Below are 17,787 nucleotides of genomic sequence, written 5' to 3'. Positions count from 1 at the left end.
GCAAATCGACATGCTTAACCCCGACCAGTCCCCCTTTTCAGGAGAGAGAAGGCAAAAATACCCTCTCCTGAAAAGAAAAAGACGGGAAGGTGTCATGCACAAAGTCCGACAAACATTCGTGGCTGGATTCACCTCAGGCGCCTTGCTGACGACGGGCGTCAATAACGTCTGGTAGCTGATTCAGCTTCGCCAATACGCGCCCCAGCACCTGAAGGTTGTAGATTTCTATCTCCATATCAATAGTGGCGACCTGCTGCTTCACATCACTACGACTGGAAACCCCAAGCACATTAACCTTTTCGTTGGCCAGGATAGTGGTGATATCACGCAGTAATCCGCTACGATCATTAGCAGTAACGCGTACCACTAATGAATAACCGCTGGAATAACTTTCTCCCCACACGGCTTCCACAATTCGTTCCGGCGCATGGACACGCAGATCATCCAGTTGCTCACAATCCGCCCGATGAATGGAAATCCCCCGCCCGCGGGTAATGAACCCCACAATATCATCGCCGGGTATCGGCTGGCAGCAACGAGCAATATGGTGCATCAGGTTACCAACCCCTTCCACCACCACTCGTCCATTATCTTTGTTATTGCGCTGGATGGATGGCTGTGGCTTTTGTGTCAACTGACGCAACGCCTCGCGATCCTGCTCTTCCGCACTGGGCTGATTCACCTTGGATTGCAGGAAATTTACCATCTGGTTGAGACGGATATCCCCACCGCCAATGCCCGCCAGCAACTCATCCATGGAATTAATGTTATAGCGGGGCAGCAACAGCTTCTCCGCCATCTTCAGACTGATGTTCAGATTACCCAGCTCGTCATCCAGGATTTGTTTGCCCGCCAGAATATTCTTATCGCGATCCTGTTTACGGAACCAGTTATGAATTTTGGAACGACCACGACTGGTGGTGACATAACCCAGATTAGGATTCAGCCAGTCACGGCTGGGATTAGGCTGTTTTTGGGTAATGACTTCGATCTGGTCACCCATCTGTAACTGGTAGGTAAACGGCACAATACGTCCGCCGACCTTGGCGCCAATGCAACGGTGACCAATGTCGCTGTGAATATGGTAGGCAAAATCCAGCGGGGTTGAGCCGATAGGCAGATCCATTACGTCCCCTTTCGGGGTAAACACATAAACCCGATCGTCAAACACCTGACTACGAACTTCGTCCAGCATTTCATCCGAATCAGCCATTTCTTCCTGCCAGGCCAGCAGTTTGCGTAACCAGGCAATACGGCCTTCATAGCCGGCACGACCGACGACCGAAGCACCTTCTTTATACTTCCAGTGCGCCGCCACGCCCAGTTCGGCATCTTCGTGCATTTGCCGGGTACGAATCTGTATTTCCAGCGTTTTACCGCCAGGCCCCAACACCACAGTATGAATAGATTGATAACCATTCGGTTTCGGGTTGGCTACATAGTCATCAAATTCATCCGGCAGGTGGCGATAGTGAGTGTGAACAATCCCCAACGCCGCGTAACAATCCTGCAAACGCTCAACCACGATACGCACGGCGCGGACATCAAACAGCTCATCGAACGACAGCGATTTCTTTTGCATCTTGCGCCAGATACTGTAGATATGTTTGGGACGGCCATATATGTCAGCCTTCACATCTTCCTTCGCCATTTCTGCACGCAATGTTTTAACGAAATCATCAATGTACTGTTCACGGTCAATACGCCGCTCATGTAACAGCTTGGCAATCCGTTTGTATTCATCCGGATGCAGGTAACGGAAACAGAAATCTTCCAATTCCCATTTAAGTTGACCAATACCCAGCCGGTTCGCGAGTGGCGCATAGATATTGGTACACTCTTTGGCGGCCAGTACTCTCTCTTCTTCTGGCGCATCTTTCACTTCACGCAGATGTGCGATCCGCTCTGCCAGCTTGATCACGACGCAACGGAAATCCTCCACCATGGCCAGCAACATACGGCGGATATTATCCACCTGCTCTGAGGCCATCGAATCATTCTGCGTGGCTTTCAGTTGGCGGATAGCATCCATATCACGCACGCCATGCACCAGATTGACAATATTCGCACCGAATTCTTCTCTGAGTACGTCTTCATCCACCACGTTGGCATTGGCCAACGGAAACAGCATGGCGGCGCGCATACTGTCATTATCCATACTCAATGTAGACAGAATTTCGACCATCTCGATACCACGCCACAGCAGCAGCATAGCATCCGGATGATTCTGAGTTCGTTGTTCGCAATAACGCCAGGTTTCGGCTAAACGGTCACACGATTGCTTGCTGGCAATCCCTAACGACGCAATCCATGCATCCGGTACAAATTCGCCCGCTGTATTCAAATGCGCACTTCTTACCGCAACCATAATTTCTCCCTACTTTACCGAGCCACCGGAACCAAGCAAAAAAAGTGCCATTGATTCAAGATGCCCGGTATGTGGAAACATATCCAGCATCGCGATACGCGCCAGCTGGTAACCCGCCGTCAGCAGGACTTTACTGTCCCGTGCCAGCGTGGTCGGATTACAGGATATATAAACTACATGTTTGGGGCTCAGTTTCACAATCTGTGGCATCACGCCGGGAGCACCCGCACGTGCCGGATCAAGTAACACTTTATCAAATCCTTGGGACGCCCACGGCTGCCGGGTCACATCATCTTCAAGATTTTGGTGAAAAAATGTAACATTGGATAAACCATTACTGTAGGCATTCTCCTTGCCCTTTACCACGAGGGCAGCCACACCTTCCACGCCGACGACCGCTGCCGCACGCTGTGCCAGCGGTAGCGTAAAATTCCCCATGCCGCAAAACAGATCCAGCACCCGATCTTGCGGCTGGACATCCAGCCAATCCAGCGCCTGCGCGACCATTTTCTGGTTAATATCATCATTAACCTGAATAAAATCACGCGGACTGAATGCCAGAGATAGTGAATCAACCTGATAATGCGGCTCAGAACCGTGCAGGCATTCCAACGTGTCGGCATCAGAGGCCAGAAACAAAGAGACAGCCTGTTGCCGGGCAAATCCAGACAATACCTGCCGGTCAGTCTGACTGAGCATATCGAGATGACGCAGAACAACCAGCGGTCCCTGTTCTGCCAGTACCAGTTCCACATGCCCCAGCCGTTTCACCGCTTGTAAACTGCTCAGGCAATCACGCAGCGGCACCAACAATGTCTCCAGTTCATGGCACAATATCGGGCAGACTTGAATATCTACCAGATCGTGTGAGCCAGCCTGCCGATATCCCATCAGCAAACGCTGCTGTTTCGCCAGATAGTATAATGCAAGTCGGGCACGCCGCCGGTACCCATAGGCCGATCCGGCGATCAACGTCGCCTCCGGTATCGGGGCACCGGTTTCCCGGGCCATCATTCGCGTCAAAGCCGCCGTTTTACTGCGATGCTGAAGCGGCTGACTAGCGTGCTGCTGCTGACAGCCTCCGCACACCATAAAGTGTGGACAGCACGGCTCGACACGTTCTTCGCTGCGACTGAGCAACCGTTTGAGTCGGGCATGCGCAAACTGACGTTTTTCGTCAGTAATTTGTATCTCGGCCTGCTCTCCCGGCAATACACCGGCAATAAAAACCGTTTTACCTTGATGGCGGGCAACACCCTGGCCAAAAGGATCGAGATCATTTACCGTCACAGTTATGATTTGCCGGGTCGTCACACGCCGGTTTGGAGAGTAGAATTGCGCCATAATTTGCTGTCATTGTTTTAACGGAATATTCGGCTTTAATTCTCCCACATTGGAACCACATGACCAAATACAGTCTGCGTGCGCGCATGATGATACTGATTCTGGCTCCGACGCTGATGATCGGATTACTGCTCAGTACCTTTTTTGTCATCCACCGCTACAACCAATTGCAGAACCAGTTGGCAGATACCGGTACCAGTATCATTGAACCACTGGCAGCAAACAGCGCTTACGCCATTGCAATGCACCAGCCAGACTCATTACGCCGATTGGTTAATATGTTGCACCGCCAACATTCCGACATCATCCGTGCTATCAGTATTTTCGACGCACAAAATCAACTGATTATCACCTCCAGCGTTCGTGACGACTCAACGATACTTCAATTGTCAAAAGGCGAGCCTATCCCTGGCTCACTCTATATGGAACGCCATGATGATCGCCTGATTTTACGCACGCCGATCTTCACGGATGGTGAATTTACGCCGACCGCTTCCCAGGCGATGCCAAGCCCTATCCCCTCCGGGTATGTCGCTATCGAGCTGAGTTTAAACACGATTGAATTGCAGCAATACCGGGAGATGTCCATGGCGGCACTGTTACTGCTGCTGTGCATGGGTATTGCCGTATTGTTCGCCTACCGGCTAATGCGTGACGTCACCGCGCCTATCAGTAATATGGTGGAAACGGTTGATCGCATCCGGCGCGGTCAGTTGGACAGCCGGGTAGAAGGGAAAATGCTCGGCGAACTGGATATGTTGAAAAACGGCATCAACTCTATGGCGATGTCGCTAACGGCTTATCACGAAGAGATGCAGCAAAATATCGATCAGGCAACTTACGATCTGCGTGAAACGCTGGAGCAGATGGAAATACAGAACGTAGAGCTGGATTTGGCCAAAAAACGCGCTCAGGAAGCCGCCCGGATTAAATCAGAATTTCTGGCCAACATGTCACATGAACTGCGCACACCACTTAATGGCGTGATCGGATTTACCCGCCAAACACTGAAAACCCAGCTTACCGCTACGCAAAAAGATTATCTGCAAACCATTGAACGTTCTGCCAATAACCTGTTAAACATCATCAATGACGTGCTGGATTTCTCCAAGCTGGAAGCTGGCAAGCTGGTACTGGAGAACATTCCCTTCTCCTTGCATAACACGCTGGATGAAGTGGTGATGCTGCTAGCACATACCGCGCATGAAAAGGGTCTGGAGCTGACGCTAAATATTCAGAACGATGTCCCGGAACAGTTCATCGGCGATCCGCTGAGGTTGCAGCAAATCATCACTAATCTGCTTGGTAATGCCATCAAGTTTACTGAACAGGGCAACATTGATATTCGGGTCGAAAAACGTAGGCAGGAACATCAGCAGGTACAACTGGAAATCCAGCTTAAAGATACCGGTATCGGCATCGCTGAAATCCAGCAAGCTCAGCTTTTTCAGGCGTTTCGTCAGGCGGATACCAGCATTTCCCGCCGTCATGGCGGTACCGGCCTGGGTCTGGTTATTACTCAACGACTGGTGCGTGAAATGGGTGGCGATATCAGTTTCCACAGCAAATTAAATCAAGGATCTACCTTTTGGTTCACCATCAACCTGCTGCTTAATCCACATACCATTTCGATTAATAATAACTTTGATATGCTGGAAGGCCGGCACCTGGCCTATGTAGAAGCCAACCCGGCGGCAGCTCAGTCCACGCTGGATATTCTGGCCGATACCCCATTGATAGTGAGTTACAGCCCGACACTGGAACAGCTCCCCAATCACACTTTTGATATTCTGCTGATTGGTGTTCCTGTTAACAGTCACCAAGCCTTGCTTGATTTTACGCCTACGATTCGGGATATCTGCCGTCTGGCGCCAGTGGCTATTCTGGCACTGCCCAGCTTGGCGCAAATTGATGAAGAGCAATTGAAATCTTTTGGCATTCATACCCTCCTGAGCAAACCGATTACCGTTCCCCGCCTGCGATCATTGTTACAGGATAGTTCGCTGCTTCAACAGACATTACCGGTAGTCTCCACACCTCAGATTAAAAAAATGCCGCTATCACGACTGCCATTAAGTGTCATGGCCGTAGACGATAATCCTGCTAATTTAAAACTGATTGGTGCATTACTGGATGAGCAAGTGGAAAACATCATTCTGTGTGGAAGCGGTACCGAAGCCGTGGCCAAAGCCCGGGAAAATACACTCAATGTTATTTTGATGGATATCCAGATGCCAGGTATGGACGGCATCCACGCCAGCGAATTAATCCGACAATTACCTTACCATCACCATACGCCGATTATCGCTGTTACGGCTCATGCCATCAGTGGAGAACGCGAATCACTGCTTCAGGCCGGGATAGACGATTATCTGGCCAAACCGATAGACGAACAGATGTTGCAGAATGTCTTGTTACGTCATGTACATAATCATGAAAATACCGTGCCACCCGCTACCGAAAAACACCTTATTACCAGTTCCCTTGACTGGGAACTGGCGAAAAGACAAGCGGCCAATAAACCTGAATTGGCACGGGATCTACTCATCATGTTGCTGGATTTTTTACCCCAGGTTCGCCAACAGGTAGAAACCATGCTCAATGGACATAAGGTGGATCATATTGTGGATCTGGTCCACAAGCTGCATGGCAGTTGCAGTTATAGCGGCGTTCCCCGGCTGAAGCAGATCTGCCATTGCCTGGAACAGCAACTACGTGAAGGTGCTGATATCTTGGAATTGGAACCGGAATGGCTGGAACTGCTGGATGAAATAACCAATGTGGATATAGCGGCCAGGCGGCATCTGACAAAAATCAACTGAAACCAGTAGGCAGGCGTAGCAGCAGCAACGCCTGCAATGTTGAGACAAGTCAAACGAGTTTCTGGGCCAGTTTAATCGTCGCCGCGATATTACGCGCCGTCATACGTACATTAGCGGCGGCGTTATCCAACGCTTCCTCCAATGAACAGATATTGTGCAGTATGCTAAATACCGCATCCAGACCATGATCATGCACAACACCGACATCCTCGGTCAGACTTCCTGCAATACCAATGACCGGTTTGTTATAACGTTTGGCTACCCGCGCCACGCCTATTGGCACTTTACCGTGAATGGTCTGGCTGTCGATACGGCCTTCACCGGTAATCACCAGTGACGCATCACGGACCAACGCCTCCAGCCCCAAGGCTTCAGTAACAATTTCAATCCCCTGGCGCAGTTCCGCACCGCAAAACGCCTGCAATGCAGCACCCATGCCACCGGCGGCGCCCGCACCCGACACTTGTTCGACATCGATATCCAGATCGTGACGGATAACTGCAGCATAATGTTTCAGCGCGCTATCCAACTGTAAGATCATCGCTTGCGTCGCCCCTTTTTGTGGACCAAAAACAGCCGAGGCACCATTTTCACCCGTCAACGGATTGGTGACATCGCACGCCACCTCAAAACGACAGAACTTAATCCGCTTATCCAGTTCACTGATATCAATCTGAGCCAACGTCTCCAGTTCACCACCGCCAAAACCAATAGAGGCTCCCTGCGCATCCAGCAATTTTGCGCCCAACGCCTGAACCATCCCGGCACCACCGTCGTTGGTCGCACTACCACCAATACCGATAATGCAATGTTTCACACCATGATCCAGTGCACTGCGGATCAATTCACCAGTACCGTAACTGGTGGTTAACAATGGGTTCCGCAATTGAGATGGCACCCGTTCCAGACCACTAGCCGCCGCCATTTCAATGAATGCTGTTTGTTCATCACCAGACAATCCAAAAAAAGCGTCAATATTATCGCCTAACGGACCAGTTACATTCACATGCACAATTTTACCATTGGTCGCCGCCACCATGGCTTCCACGGTACCCTCACCACCATCCGCGACCGGCAACTTGATATAGCAGGCATCAGGAAACACCTCCCGGAACCCGGCTTCAATCTGTGCGGCAACCTCTTGTGCGGATAGGCTCTCTTTATAAGAATCCGGTGCGATAACTATTTTCATAAACAGTCCGATTTCATAAATACTCCGCGCGTTATTGACTAGACGCTTGCCGGAATGATTACCCGTTAACCGGGCTGGCTCCCATAGACGCAGGGCACCAGCCCTGCCAACTACCGAGTGACTTCAATTTTAGCCAGTTTCTCATAGTAGCAAGCCAACGCACTGTGATCTGACGTACCCAAACCGTCTGCTTTCAGTGCCTGCATCATCTCCATAACCGCCGCGGTCAACGGCAGTTGCGCCCCGATACTGTGAGAAGTATCCAGCGCGTTTGTCAGATCCTTAATATGCAGATCAATACGGAAACCGGGTTTGAAGTTACGATCCATCACCATCGGAGCCTTGGCATCCAGTACGGTACTGCCCGCAAGTCCGCCACGAATAGCCTGAAACACCAAATCCGGATTCACGCCTGCTTTGGTGGCCAGCACCAAAGCTTCCGACATCGCCGCGATGTTCAGTGCCACAATCACCTGATTTGCCAGTTTGGTCACGTTACCCGCGCCCACATCCCCCGTATGTACCACGGATCCGGCCATTGATTTCATGATGTCATAGCAGCGCGCAAAGATTGCTTTATCTCCGCCAACCATTACGGAAAGCGTGCCATCAATTGCTTTGGGCTCACCCCCGCTCACCGGGGCATCCAGCATATCCACCCCTTTCTCCGCCAGCGCGGAGGCGACTTCACGACTAACCAGTGGTGCAATAGAGCTCATATCGATGACCACGCTACCACTACGCGCACCTTCGATTACACCATTTTCACCCAATACCACCTCTTTCACATTCGGTGAATTCGGTAACATGGTGATGACGATATCACTCTGTTCTGCAACAGATTTAGGGGTTTCCGCCGCTACAGCGCCCGCCGCTACGATTTCGGCGACAGCATCGCTATTTCTATCCAGCACGACTAATGAGTAACCCGCTTTGATCAGGTTTTTACTCATCGGTTTCCCCATGATGCCCAGTCCAATAAAACCAATTTTCATCGCTATAACCCCATTGTCAGATGCGTTTAGATACCTTGTGCTGTCTTAATCCGGACAGCATGCCTTGCGATTCCCTCTCCCGCTCATTCACGGCGCCAACAACCTGATAGATAGATTAATTTTCGCTTTTCACGCAAAAATGACGCCATCGGATTATTCAGGGAACCTGTCGTTTGGTTACTGTTTGAATTTGTCACACAGTGCCTGTGTAGCGGCACGGAAAGCGCCTAGATCACTGCCGACCGCGACAAAGGTGGCCCCCCATTCCAGATAACGACGGGCATCCGCTTCCTGTGGAGCCAGAATGCCGCTGGGTTTACCATGAGCCGCCGCACGGTCAAAAATATGGCGGATAACTTTTTGCACGGCTGGATGATTTGGCTGCCCCAAATAGCCCAGCGCCGCGGAAAGATCTCCCGGGCCGACAAAAATACCGTCGACACCTTCTACCGCCGCAATCGCATCCAGGTTATCCACCCCATCCTGGCTTTCGATCTGAACCAACACCGTGATGTTGTCGTTAATCGTGGCGAAGTAATCAGGTTCTGTGCCATAGGCGTTACTACGATGGGCGACAGAAACCCCGCGGATCCCGGCAGGCGGATAGCGTGTTGATGCAACGGCACGCACAGCTTCTTCTTCAGTTTCTACAAACGGGATCAAAAAATTGTTAAACCCGATATCCAGCAAACGTTTGATAATCACCGGCTCATTGCAAGGTGGACGAACCACCGGCGCACTATGGCTGCCCTTCAGCGCCATCAATTGCGGAATAAACGTGTTGATATCGTTCGGTGCGTGTTCCCCATCCAGTACCAGCCAGTCAAATCCCGCCAACCCAAGTACTTCGGTGGAAATGGGGTTGCCAAGTGCACACCAGCAACCAATCTGTGTTGTTCCTTGCTGTAAGTCTTGACGAAAACGGTTAGGTAATAGTGGAGTTTTCATGTTTTGTCCTTACTCATTACCGCGCCACCTCAGCCGAAGCGGCACGGTTTATCATTAGCGAACCAGACAAGGACGCTTGTTATCAAACGTCCAGTCAGGAATTAAATACTGCATACCGACGGCATCGTTGCGGGCACCCAACCCCATGTTTTTATACAATTCATGGGCTTTCATAACCTGAGCCATATCCAGCTCGATTCCCAAACCCGGTTTCTTCGGTACTTCAACCATCCCACCCATAATCTGCAACGGTTCCTTGGTCAGGCGCTGGTTACCTTCCTGCCAGATCCAGTGAGTATCAATAGCGGTGATTTTGCCCGGTGCTGCCGCCGCAACGTGGGTAAACATCGCCAACGAAATATCAAAATGATTATTGGAATGAGAACCCCAGGTCAGACCCCATTCATGACACATCTGTGCGACACGGACAGATCCCTGCATAGTCCAGAAGTGAGGATCCGCCAGTGGGATATCCACGGATTGCAGAGAAATGGCGTGCCCCATCTGACGCCAGTCAGTGGCGATCATATTGGTAGCCGTCGGCAACCCGGTAGCACGCCGGAACTCCGCCATCACTTCTCGACCGGAGAAGCCCTGCTCCGCCCCACACGGGTCTTCCGCATACGCCAGCACGCCACGTAATTGCTTGCCCAGGTAGATAGCCTCATTCAATGACCAGGCACCATTCGGATCCAGTGTGATTCGCGCCTGCGGGAAACGTTTTGACAGCGCGGTTACCGCCTCCGCTTCTTCACTACCAGCCAGTACACCGCCTTTCAGTTTGAAGTCGTTGAAGCCATATTTTTCGTAAGCCGCCTCAGCCAGACGCACCACGGTTTCCGGCGTCAGCGCCTCTTCATGACGAAGACGATACCAATCGCATGTCTCATTTGGCTGGCTCTGATACGGCAAGTCAGTTTTGTTACGGTCGCCGATATAGAACAGGTAACCTAGCATTTCTACCGCATCACGCTGCTGACCATCCCCTAGCAGTGAAGCTACCGATACGTTGAGAAACTGCCCCAGTAAATCCAGCATCGCGGCTTCAATACCGGTAACCACATGAATGGTGGTTCGCAAGTCGAAAGTTTGCGTACCACGACCAGAAGCATCACGATCTGCAAACTGATGACGAACCGCTGTCATTACGTTCTTGTATTCACCCAGCGTTTTACCGATCACCAGCGCGCTGGCATCATCCAGCGTCTGACGAATCTTCTCACCACCGGGCACTTCTCCCACACCGGTATGGCCAGCGTTATCTTTCAGAATGACAATGTTACGGGTGAAATAAGGGGCGTGCGCGCCACTCAAATTGAGCAACATGCTATCGTGCCCCGCTACCGGGATAACCTGCATACTGGCTATCACCGGTGTCGTACTTTGCGAAGTCATGATTCTTTCCTTCTGCTTAATGTCGAAATTCAGTGAAAACTAGCGACCAAATACCGGGCGCTTACGGTCAAATTTCCAGCCGGGAACCAGGTATTGCATCGCCATCGCGTCATTGCGTGCGCCACTGGGCAATTTTTTGTGCAGTTCATGCGCTTTCATTACCTGCGTCATATCCAGCTCAATGCCTAACCCCGGTCGTTCCGGCACCTTGATTTTCCCGTTCACAATCTGTAGCGGCTCTTTGGTCAGATGCTGTCCTTCCTGCCAGATCCAATGGGTATCAATCGCGGTAGGATTACCCGGTGCCGCCGCCCCGACGTGAGTGAACATCGCCAGTGAAATATCGAAATGATTGTTGGAATGACAACCCCAGGTCAGCCCCCACTCATCACACAACTGGGCAACGCGCACCGCACCGTGCATGGTCCAGAAATGCGGGTCCGCTAACGGGATATCCACTGCCTGTAACATCACTGCGTGGTTCATTTCACGCCAGTTGGTGGCAATCATATTGGTGGCGACCGGCAATCCGGTAGCGCGGCGAAATTCCGCCATGACTTCACGACCGGAGAAACCCTGCTCTGCACCACAGGGATCTTCCGCGTAGGTCAATACTTCTTGCATGTCTTTGCACAGACGAATGGCTTCATCCAACAGCCAGGCACCGTTGGGATCGACCGTGATACGGGCATTGGGGAAGCGTTTTTTCAATGCGTTAACCGTATCAATTTCCTGTTCGCCCGGCAGAACACCCCCCTTGAGTTTGAAATCCTTGAATCCATAGCGATCCGCAGTTGCTTCAGCCAACCGAACCACCGCGTCGCTATTCATAGCCTGTTGGTGACGCAGGTGATACCACTCATGTTTGCCCGTTTCCCCCGGCTGATAAGGCAAGTCGGTTTTGGTGCGATCGCCAATATAGAATAGGTAACCCAGTACCGTGACCTCATCACGCTGTTGGCCCGGCCCCAGCAGTTCAACCACCGGAACACCAAGAAACTGCCCCATCAGATCCAACAAAGCGGCTTCCAGTGCCGCTACCGCGTTGACCCGCAGCTCAAATGTCCAGGCACCGTTACCAAAGGAATCAAAATCAGATGACTGATTCCCCACATGCACGTCATGAACCAGCCGGTTCATCCGCGCTACCTGTGCACCGACAACCTGAGGGATAGCATCAATCAGCGTTTTGTAAATCACTTCACCGCCGGGGGCTTCCCCTACACCAGTATGACCGGCGCTATCGGTAAGAATCACGATGTTACGGGTGAAATAAGCCCCGTGAGCCCCCCCGATGTTTAACAACATGCTGTCATGACCCGCGACAGGAATGACCTTCATGTCAGTAATGACAGGCGTATCTTGTGTACTACGCATAACGTATTCCTTTAGTGAAAATAGGCATCAATTTGCTCGGTAAGGTTCCAGTTCGATACGTTTGATATCCTGAACGATGAACAGGAAGCTAAGAATCGCCACTAACGCATGGATACCGACGTAAACCAGACCGCCGCTAAATGACCCCGTTTCGCCGACGATATAACCAATCGCTATCGGGGTAACAATGCCGGAAATATTACCGAACATATTGAACAGTCCACCACTTAACCCGCTGATTTCTTTCGGCGCGGTATCAGCCATCACCGCCCAGCCCAGCGCACCGATGCCTTTACCGAAGAAGGCCATGGCCATTACGGCGATAACCACCCACTCGGTTGACACGTAATTACAAATCACCATCGACATGGAAAGCAGCATGCCCAGTACAATTGGGGTTTTGCGTGCAATATTCAGTGACTGGGTACGACGCATCAAAAAGTCAGAAATCACTCCGCCTAAGACCCCACCAGCAAAACCGCAAATAGCAGGCACAGAAGCAACGAACCCGGCTTTCAAAATCGACATTCCACGGGCCTGTACCAGATAAACCGGGAACCAGGTAATAAAGAAGTAGGTTAACGCATTGATACAGTATTGGCCGAGATACACACCAAGCATCATGCGAGACGTCAGCAATTGCTTAATCTGGTGCCACTTCTCACCCTTGACCGTTGCTTTCCTGGCCTTGGCCGCATCCATGTTGATCAACGCACCACCCGCTTCGATGTACTCAAGTTCGGCACTGTTGACACCTGGATGATCTTTCGGATCATGAATCACTTTCAACCATATAAAACTGATGATGATGCCCAGACCGCCCATGAACCAGAATACATGCGACCACCCCACAGCATGTGTCAACCAACCCATGATGGGAGCAAAAATCACGGTAGCGAAATACTGGGCCGAGTTGAAAATAGCCACAGCCGTACCACGTTCTTGTGACGGGAACCAGGCCGCGACGATACGGCTGTTACCGGGGAACGATGGCGCTTCACACAGCCCGACCATAAAGCGCAACATAAACAGCGAAACGACAATGGCAGAACCGTGGAAAAGATCGACGAATCCCTGTAAGAAGGTGAACACCGACCAGGTAAAAATACTGAAGAAATACACCCGCTTCGAACCAAAGCGGTCAAGCAACCAGCCTCCTGGTATTTGCCCGATCACATAGGCCCATGAAAATGCGGAAAAGATATACCCCAGGCCAACAGCATCCAGTCCTATATCTTTAGACATTGCGGAACCCGCAATGGAAATCGTGGCGCGGTCGCCATAGTTAAATGACGTGACAATAAACAACATCACGACAATCCAGTAGCGGGCGTTAGTTCTCTTTGGTATCGCGCCTACCGCTGAGCTTGCTGTATTCATAATGAACTCCTACTTAAATCGCGGTTAGCTCATTCATCCTGGATAACAAAACGGTGTAGGGTTATCAGAATGAAGTCGAGTGTCAGGTAATGATTTTTTAATTTTGAGCAGAGCAAATAGCATGACAGCAACAATAAACACGAATGACGTCTTATGGCTTCGGGGAGAGATTATAAAAGGTTATCAATAGCGACTCATTGTAGGTATGCACAACATTATGCGTTTTAAAAAACTTATGTTGGTGCAAAAGTACGACTTAATGGGAGTTATTTCACGGAAGTGGGTATTGAGAAGAGAAGCGAAGAGAAAAGCACACCGATCGGTATAGGCCATATCATAAAGAAAAGAGATAAACGCCCAATAATGTGATTGGCCTCACTGATAATGAGTTCTTTGCCAAAGAAATTAAAAGTAATCAAACATAATGTCAGTCAATTGCATAATGTTTGGTCCATCCCATTCACCTATACTACTTCCTGAGCAAAGTGATAATTGACAGCGACGGATGACGGAAACAGCAAAGCACACGTAGTATACGAGGATTTCAGGCATGATTCCCGTTTCAACGTAATGGCTTCGACGTAGCAGGTGAAACAGGCATAGTGGAATAGGGTTTACGCATTATCATAAGATAATAAAAAGGTTACATCATGTCAGATCACACCAGAGAAAACGCAGCTCAAGAGCAGCCACTTTATATAAAAGTTCATGAGTCTGATAATGTTGCCATTGTGGTTAATAATAATGGCTTACGCATCGGTACCCGTTTTAATAACGGATTGGAATTGATTGAACATATTCCACAGGGACATAAAGTCGCGCTGGTAGATATTGCCGCATCAGATCCGATTATCCGTTACGGTGAAATTATTGGCTATGCATTGCGGGATATACTTCAGGGAAGTTGGATCGATGAGTCATTGGTCGCATTGCCAAAGGCTCCGGCGTTGGAAACGCTACCGCTGGCAACTAAAGTTCCCCCTCCATTGCCGCCGCTAGAAGGGTATACCTTTGAAGGTTACCGTAATCCTGATGGCAGTGTCGGTACCAAAAATTTGTTAGGTATCACCACTAGCGTACATTGTGTGGCTGGCGTCGTGGATTATGTGGTGAAGATTATTGAACGCGATCTATTACCCAAATATCCAAACGTAGAGGGTGTAGTCGCACTGAATCATCTATATGGCTGTGGTGTGGCTATCAATGCTCCAGCAGCGATTGTACCGATCCGTACCATCCACAATCTGGCACTTAACCCCAATTTCGGCGGTGAAGTCATGATTATCGGACTGGGTTGTGAAAAACTGCAACCTGAGCGTCTGCTGGAAGGAACGCCGGATGTGCAGCCCATTTCACCAGATGATACCAGTATAGTGCGCTTGCAGGATGAATCTCACGTAGGATTCAGATCTATGGTGGATGACATCCTGACCATGGCGGATAAACATTTACAACGCCTCAATCAGCGCCGTCGGGAAACTGTACCGGCTTCCGAACTGGTGGTTGGCACGCAGTGCGGCGGCAGCGATGCCTTCTCCGGAGTAACCGCCAACCCAGCGGTAGGATTTGCGTCTGATTTGCTGGTCCGTTGTGGTGCCACTGTGATGTTCTCCGAAGTCACCGAAGTACGTGATGCCATCCATTTGCTGACGCCACGCGCTATTAATGTGGACGTTGGCAAACGTCTGCTGGAAGAGATGGCCTGGTACGACAATTATCTGGATAACGGGCAGACAGATCGCAGTGCCAACCCGTCGCCTGGTAATAAAAAAGGGGGGCTGGCAAATGTGGTGGAAAAAGCGCTCGGTTCGATTGCCAAATCAGGCACCAGCCCGATTATGGAAGTGCTGTCACCGGGTCAGCGCCCCACGAAACGAGGCCTGATTTACGCCGCGACACCTGCCAGCGATTTCGTCTGTGGTACACAGCAACTCGCATCCGGAATTACCGTGCAGGTATTTACTACCGGTCGCGGTACGCCTTATGGACTGCTTGCGGTTCCGGTAATCAAAATGGCGACCCGTACAGCACTGGCCAACCGCTGGCATGATCTCATGGATATTGATGCCGGTACTATTGCCACTGGCGAAGCCACTATTGAAGACGTCGGCTGGCAGTTGTTCCACTTTATCCTGGATATCGCCAGTGGTAGAAAGAAAACGTGGTCCGATCAATGGGGACTGCATAATGCTTTAGCGGTTTTCAACCCGGCGCCAGTGACCTGAACATCCCTCAATGACACCCTCTGGTCAGATGCTGGGCAGAGGGTAACAAACACATAAAATTAACACCGCCGTCATGTGAAATAACATATCTATCTTTCACTTAATCAAATATATCGATCATGAATAACAATAAGTTACTTTTCTTACCCCATTACATGATTATTAAATAATAATTATCATTTGTAATTCTGCGTTCAAGTAATTATTACACCAAAATCATTGTTGAGAATAAAGTAATTATTTCATTGACAAACATACTCACTCATCATAATTCTCCTGCTAGAGGAATAAAAAGGCTTTAGCAAAGGATTTTTCTAAAAAATTAATCTATTGTTCAGATAAGAGCAATACCATAATAAAAGCCAATAAATAGTTACTAATAAATCGAATAGATTTCAAGACATGGTAAGGTGCAAAAGAATAAATTCGATGTGTTTACCCAGGTAAGTAATTCGGGTCTGCGGTTTCGCAGAAAATGAACTTGTCGGCCAACTGCATAATATCGGACGGCATCCCGATGGCAGTTCAAAAACAAACAAGCGCAAGAGCAAACATCGAAAGTCCAGCAGAAAAATATTCAGCAACTCGATTAAGAAGACAACTCAGATAACAGTACTTCTACGCCTAAAACGAAAAGGAGTTAATCCGCCCACCGAAAACGACCAGATAAATATTTATCTCTAATGCTAAAAGCACAATAAGGCATGATGAAAATCATGCCTTATTTCAATTAACTGGTTTATTCATCTTCTTCTGTTTTTTCCCAGTATTTCACCTTCCCACTCTAATTGTAATCTCAGACTCGTCTGAACTCTTCAACGCTTTCTTACCAAAGACAATGCCAGCTGCAGCAAACTACAGATACCCTTGTTTAAACACTCAGATCGACAGAACTAACACCTAACAAAAAATTGAAATATTTAGTTACATTTATTAAGGGTAAAATGACGAAACACTTCCTCTTATCCACCAAAGCGCCAAACTGAAAAAATCAATAGTAGGATATAATTGGAGTGGATGATTTATGCTCACTGATGGAGGAGCGAGATATGTCAAGTATAAGTGCGGTGTCTTCGGTTTCTTATAGTAGTAGTTCTACATCCAGCACTCAGGATTACACGCAGAAGATCACTCGTCTGCAACAACAACTGGAGAAACTGACACAACAACTCAGCGAAGTCTCTTCTTCATCTGACGATGCTGAAACTACGCAAACCCAAACCCAAATGCTGGAAGCACAGATTCAAGCGCTAGAAGCCCAGATAGCTCAATTGCAATCTCAGCAATCGCAGCAGCAAGAGTTACAAAGTGTAAACTCACAACAAGAAGTGCAGGACGTGCAAGAGCTGTCTTCTTCAAGCTCGGATAACAGTAGTTCTGCCTCAAGCAGTACCAGTAGTAGCACGATTCGGGCTGATGGCATTAATCGGCCAACTGAAGACAACCTAGTCAATGTGTACATTTAAATGTACGGCAAATACGCGGCATAACACTATCTTATCGTCATGCCGCATATCATTTCTATCGTTTTAAAGGCGTAATCAGATGTTGCAGACCTTCTATTTTGATGGTCAACGTTATTTGCATTAATTCACCCAATCGCCCTTTGGGAAATTGATCTTTACGGGCAAACCACAGCAAATACTCTTCAGGCAGATCGATCAACACTCGGCCTTGATATTTACCAAATGGCATTACCGTATTGGCAATAGCGACCAGATCGTCTTTTTCCATATCGTAG

12 protein-coding genes are annotated in these 17,787 nt (G+C 49.5%); 3 read left to right on the top strand and 9 right to left on the bottom strand.

Annotation, left to right across the window (positions count from 1 at the left end):
* Positions 1-133 precede the first annotated feature (133 nt).
* Entirely contained in the window at positions 134-2,368 is a 2,235-nt protein-coding gene (gene relA / locus RS889_RS04525) for a GTP diphosphokinase (protein ID WP_315709507.1), read from the bottom strand.
* A gap of 9 nt (positions 2,369-2,377) precedes the next feature.
* The gene (rlmD, locus tag RS889_RS04520) at positions 2,378-3,712 is read right to left on the bottom strand and encodes a 23S rRNA (uracil(1939)-C(5))-methyltransferase RlmD (RefSeq protein ID WP_315709506.1); all 1,335 of its coding nucleotides are present in this window, start codon (positions 3,710-3,712) and stop codon (positions 2,378-2,380) included.
* A 59-nt stretch (positions 3,713-3,771) separates the two neighbouring features.
* Here rlmD and barA point away from each other — a divergent pair, with 59 nt between their 5' ends.
* Positions 3,772-6,534: a two-component sensor histidine kinase BarA gene (barA, locus tag RS889_RS04515; RefSeq protein WP_315709505.1), complete on the top strand. Its 2,763-nt coding sequence runs from the start codon at positions 3,772-3,774 to the stop codon at positions 6,532-6,534.
* Between the two features lie 49 nt (positions 6,535-6,583).
* On the opposite strand, the gene RS889_RS04510 is transcribed toward barA, so the two are convergent.
* The 6 genes from RS889_RS04510 to RS889_RS04485 form a co-directional block, all read right to left on the bottom strand.
* Positions 6,584-7,726, bottom strand: coding sequence for a glycerate kinase (locus RS889_RS04510; RefSeq protein ID WP_021017539.1), 1,143 nt, complete (start codon positions 7,724-7,726; stop codon positions 6,584-6,586).
* Between the two features lie 110 nt (positions 7,727-7,836).
* Positions 7,837-8,721, bottom strand: coding sequence for a 2-hydroxy-3-oxopropionate reductase (gene garR, locus RS889_RS04505; protein ID WP_037382540.1), 885 nt, complete (start codon positions 8,719-8,721; stop codon positions 7,837-7,839).
* A gap of 177 nt (positions 8,722-8,898) precedes the next feature.
* Positions 8,899-9,669: a 2-dehydro-3-deoxyglucarate aldolase gene (garL, locus tag RS889_RS04500; protein ID WP_021017541.1), complete on the bottom strand. Its 771-nt coding sequence runs from the start codon at positions 9,667-9,669 to the stop codon at positions 8,899-8,901.
* Between the two features lie 54 nt (positions 9,670-9,723).
* Positions 9,724-11,064 (bottom strand): glucarate dehydratase, encoded by a 1,341-nt coding sequence (gene gudD / locus RS889_RS04495; protein ID WP_315709504.1) that lies wholly within the window; start codon positions 11,062-11,064, stop codon positions 9,724-9,726.
* Between the two features lie 39 nt (positions 11,065-11,103).
* Complete coding sequence (locus RS889_RS04490; protein ID WP_315709503.1) at positions 11,104-12,441, bottom strand: enolase C-terminal domain-like protein; 1,338 nt, start codon at positions 12,439-12,441, stop codon at positions 11,104-11,106.
* Positions 12,442-12,468: 27 nt separating this feature from the next.
* On the bottom strand, positions 12,469-13,821 hold the full coding sequence (locus RS889_RS04485; RefSeq protein ID WP_021017544.1) for an MFS transporter: 1,353 nt from the start codon (positions 13,819-13,821) through the stop codon (positions 12,469-12,471).
* 650 nt (positions 13,822-14,471) lie between these two features.
* Here RS889_RS04485 and garD point away from each other — a divergent pair.
* Positions 14,472-16,046, top strand: a complete 1,575-nt coding sequence (gene garD / locus RS889_RS04480; RefSeq protein WP_315709502.1) for a galactarate dehydratase — start codon at positions 14,472-14,474, stop codon at positions 16,044-16,046.
* 1,049 nt (positions 16,047-17,095) lie between these two features.
* A complete protein-coding gene (locus RS889_RS04475) occupies positions 17,096-17,512 on the top strand; it encodes a FlxA-like family protein (RefSeq protein ID WP_315709501.1) in 417 nt (138 codons plus the stop codon).
* Between the two features lie 55 nt (positions 17,513-17,567).
* Here RS889_RS04475 and RS889_RS04470 read toward each other — a convergent pair whose 3' ends face one another.
* Positions 17,568-17,780 (bottom strand): DUF3820 family protein, encoded by a 213-nt coding sequence (locus RS889_RS04470; RefSeq protein ID WP_315709500.1) that lies wholly within the window; start codon positions 17,778-17,780, stop codon positions 17,568-17,570.
* Between the last annotated feature and the right edge of the window lie 7 nt (positions 17,781-17,787).

The sequence above is a fragment of the Brenneria uluponensis genome (genome assembly GCF_032395385.1).
GTDB classification, from domain to species: Bacteria; Pseudomonadota; Gammaproteobacteria; order Enterobacterales; family Enterobacteriaceae; genus Prodigiosinella; species Prodigiosinella aquatilis.
Note: the sequence above shows the minus strand (reverse complement) of the source record. Positions and strands in the feature narration are given on the sequence as shown.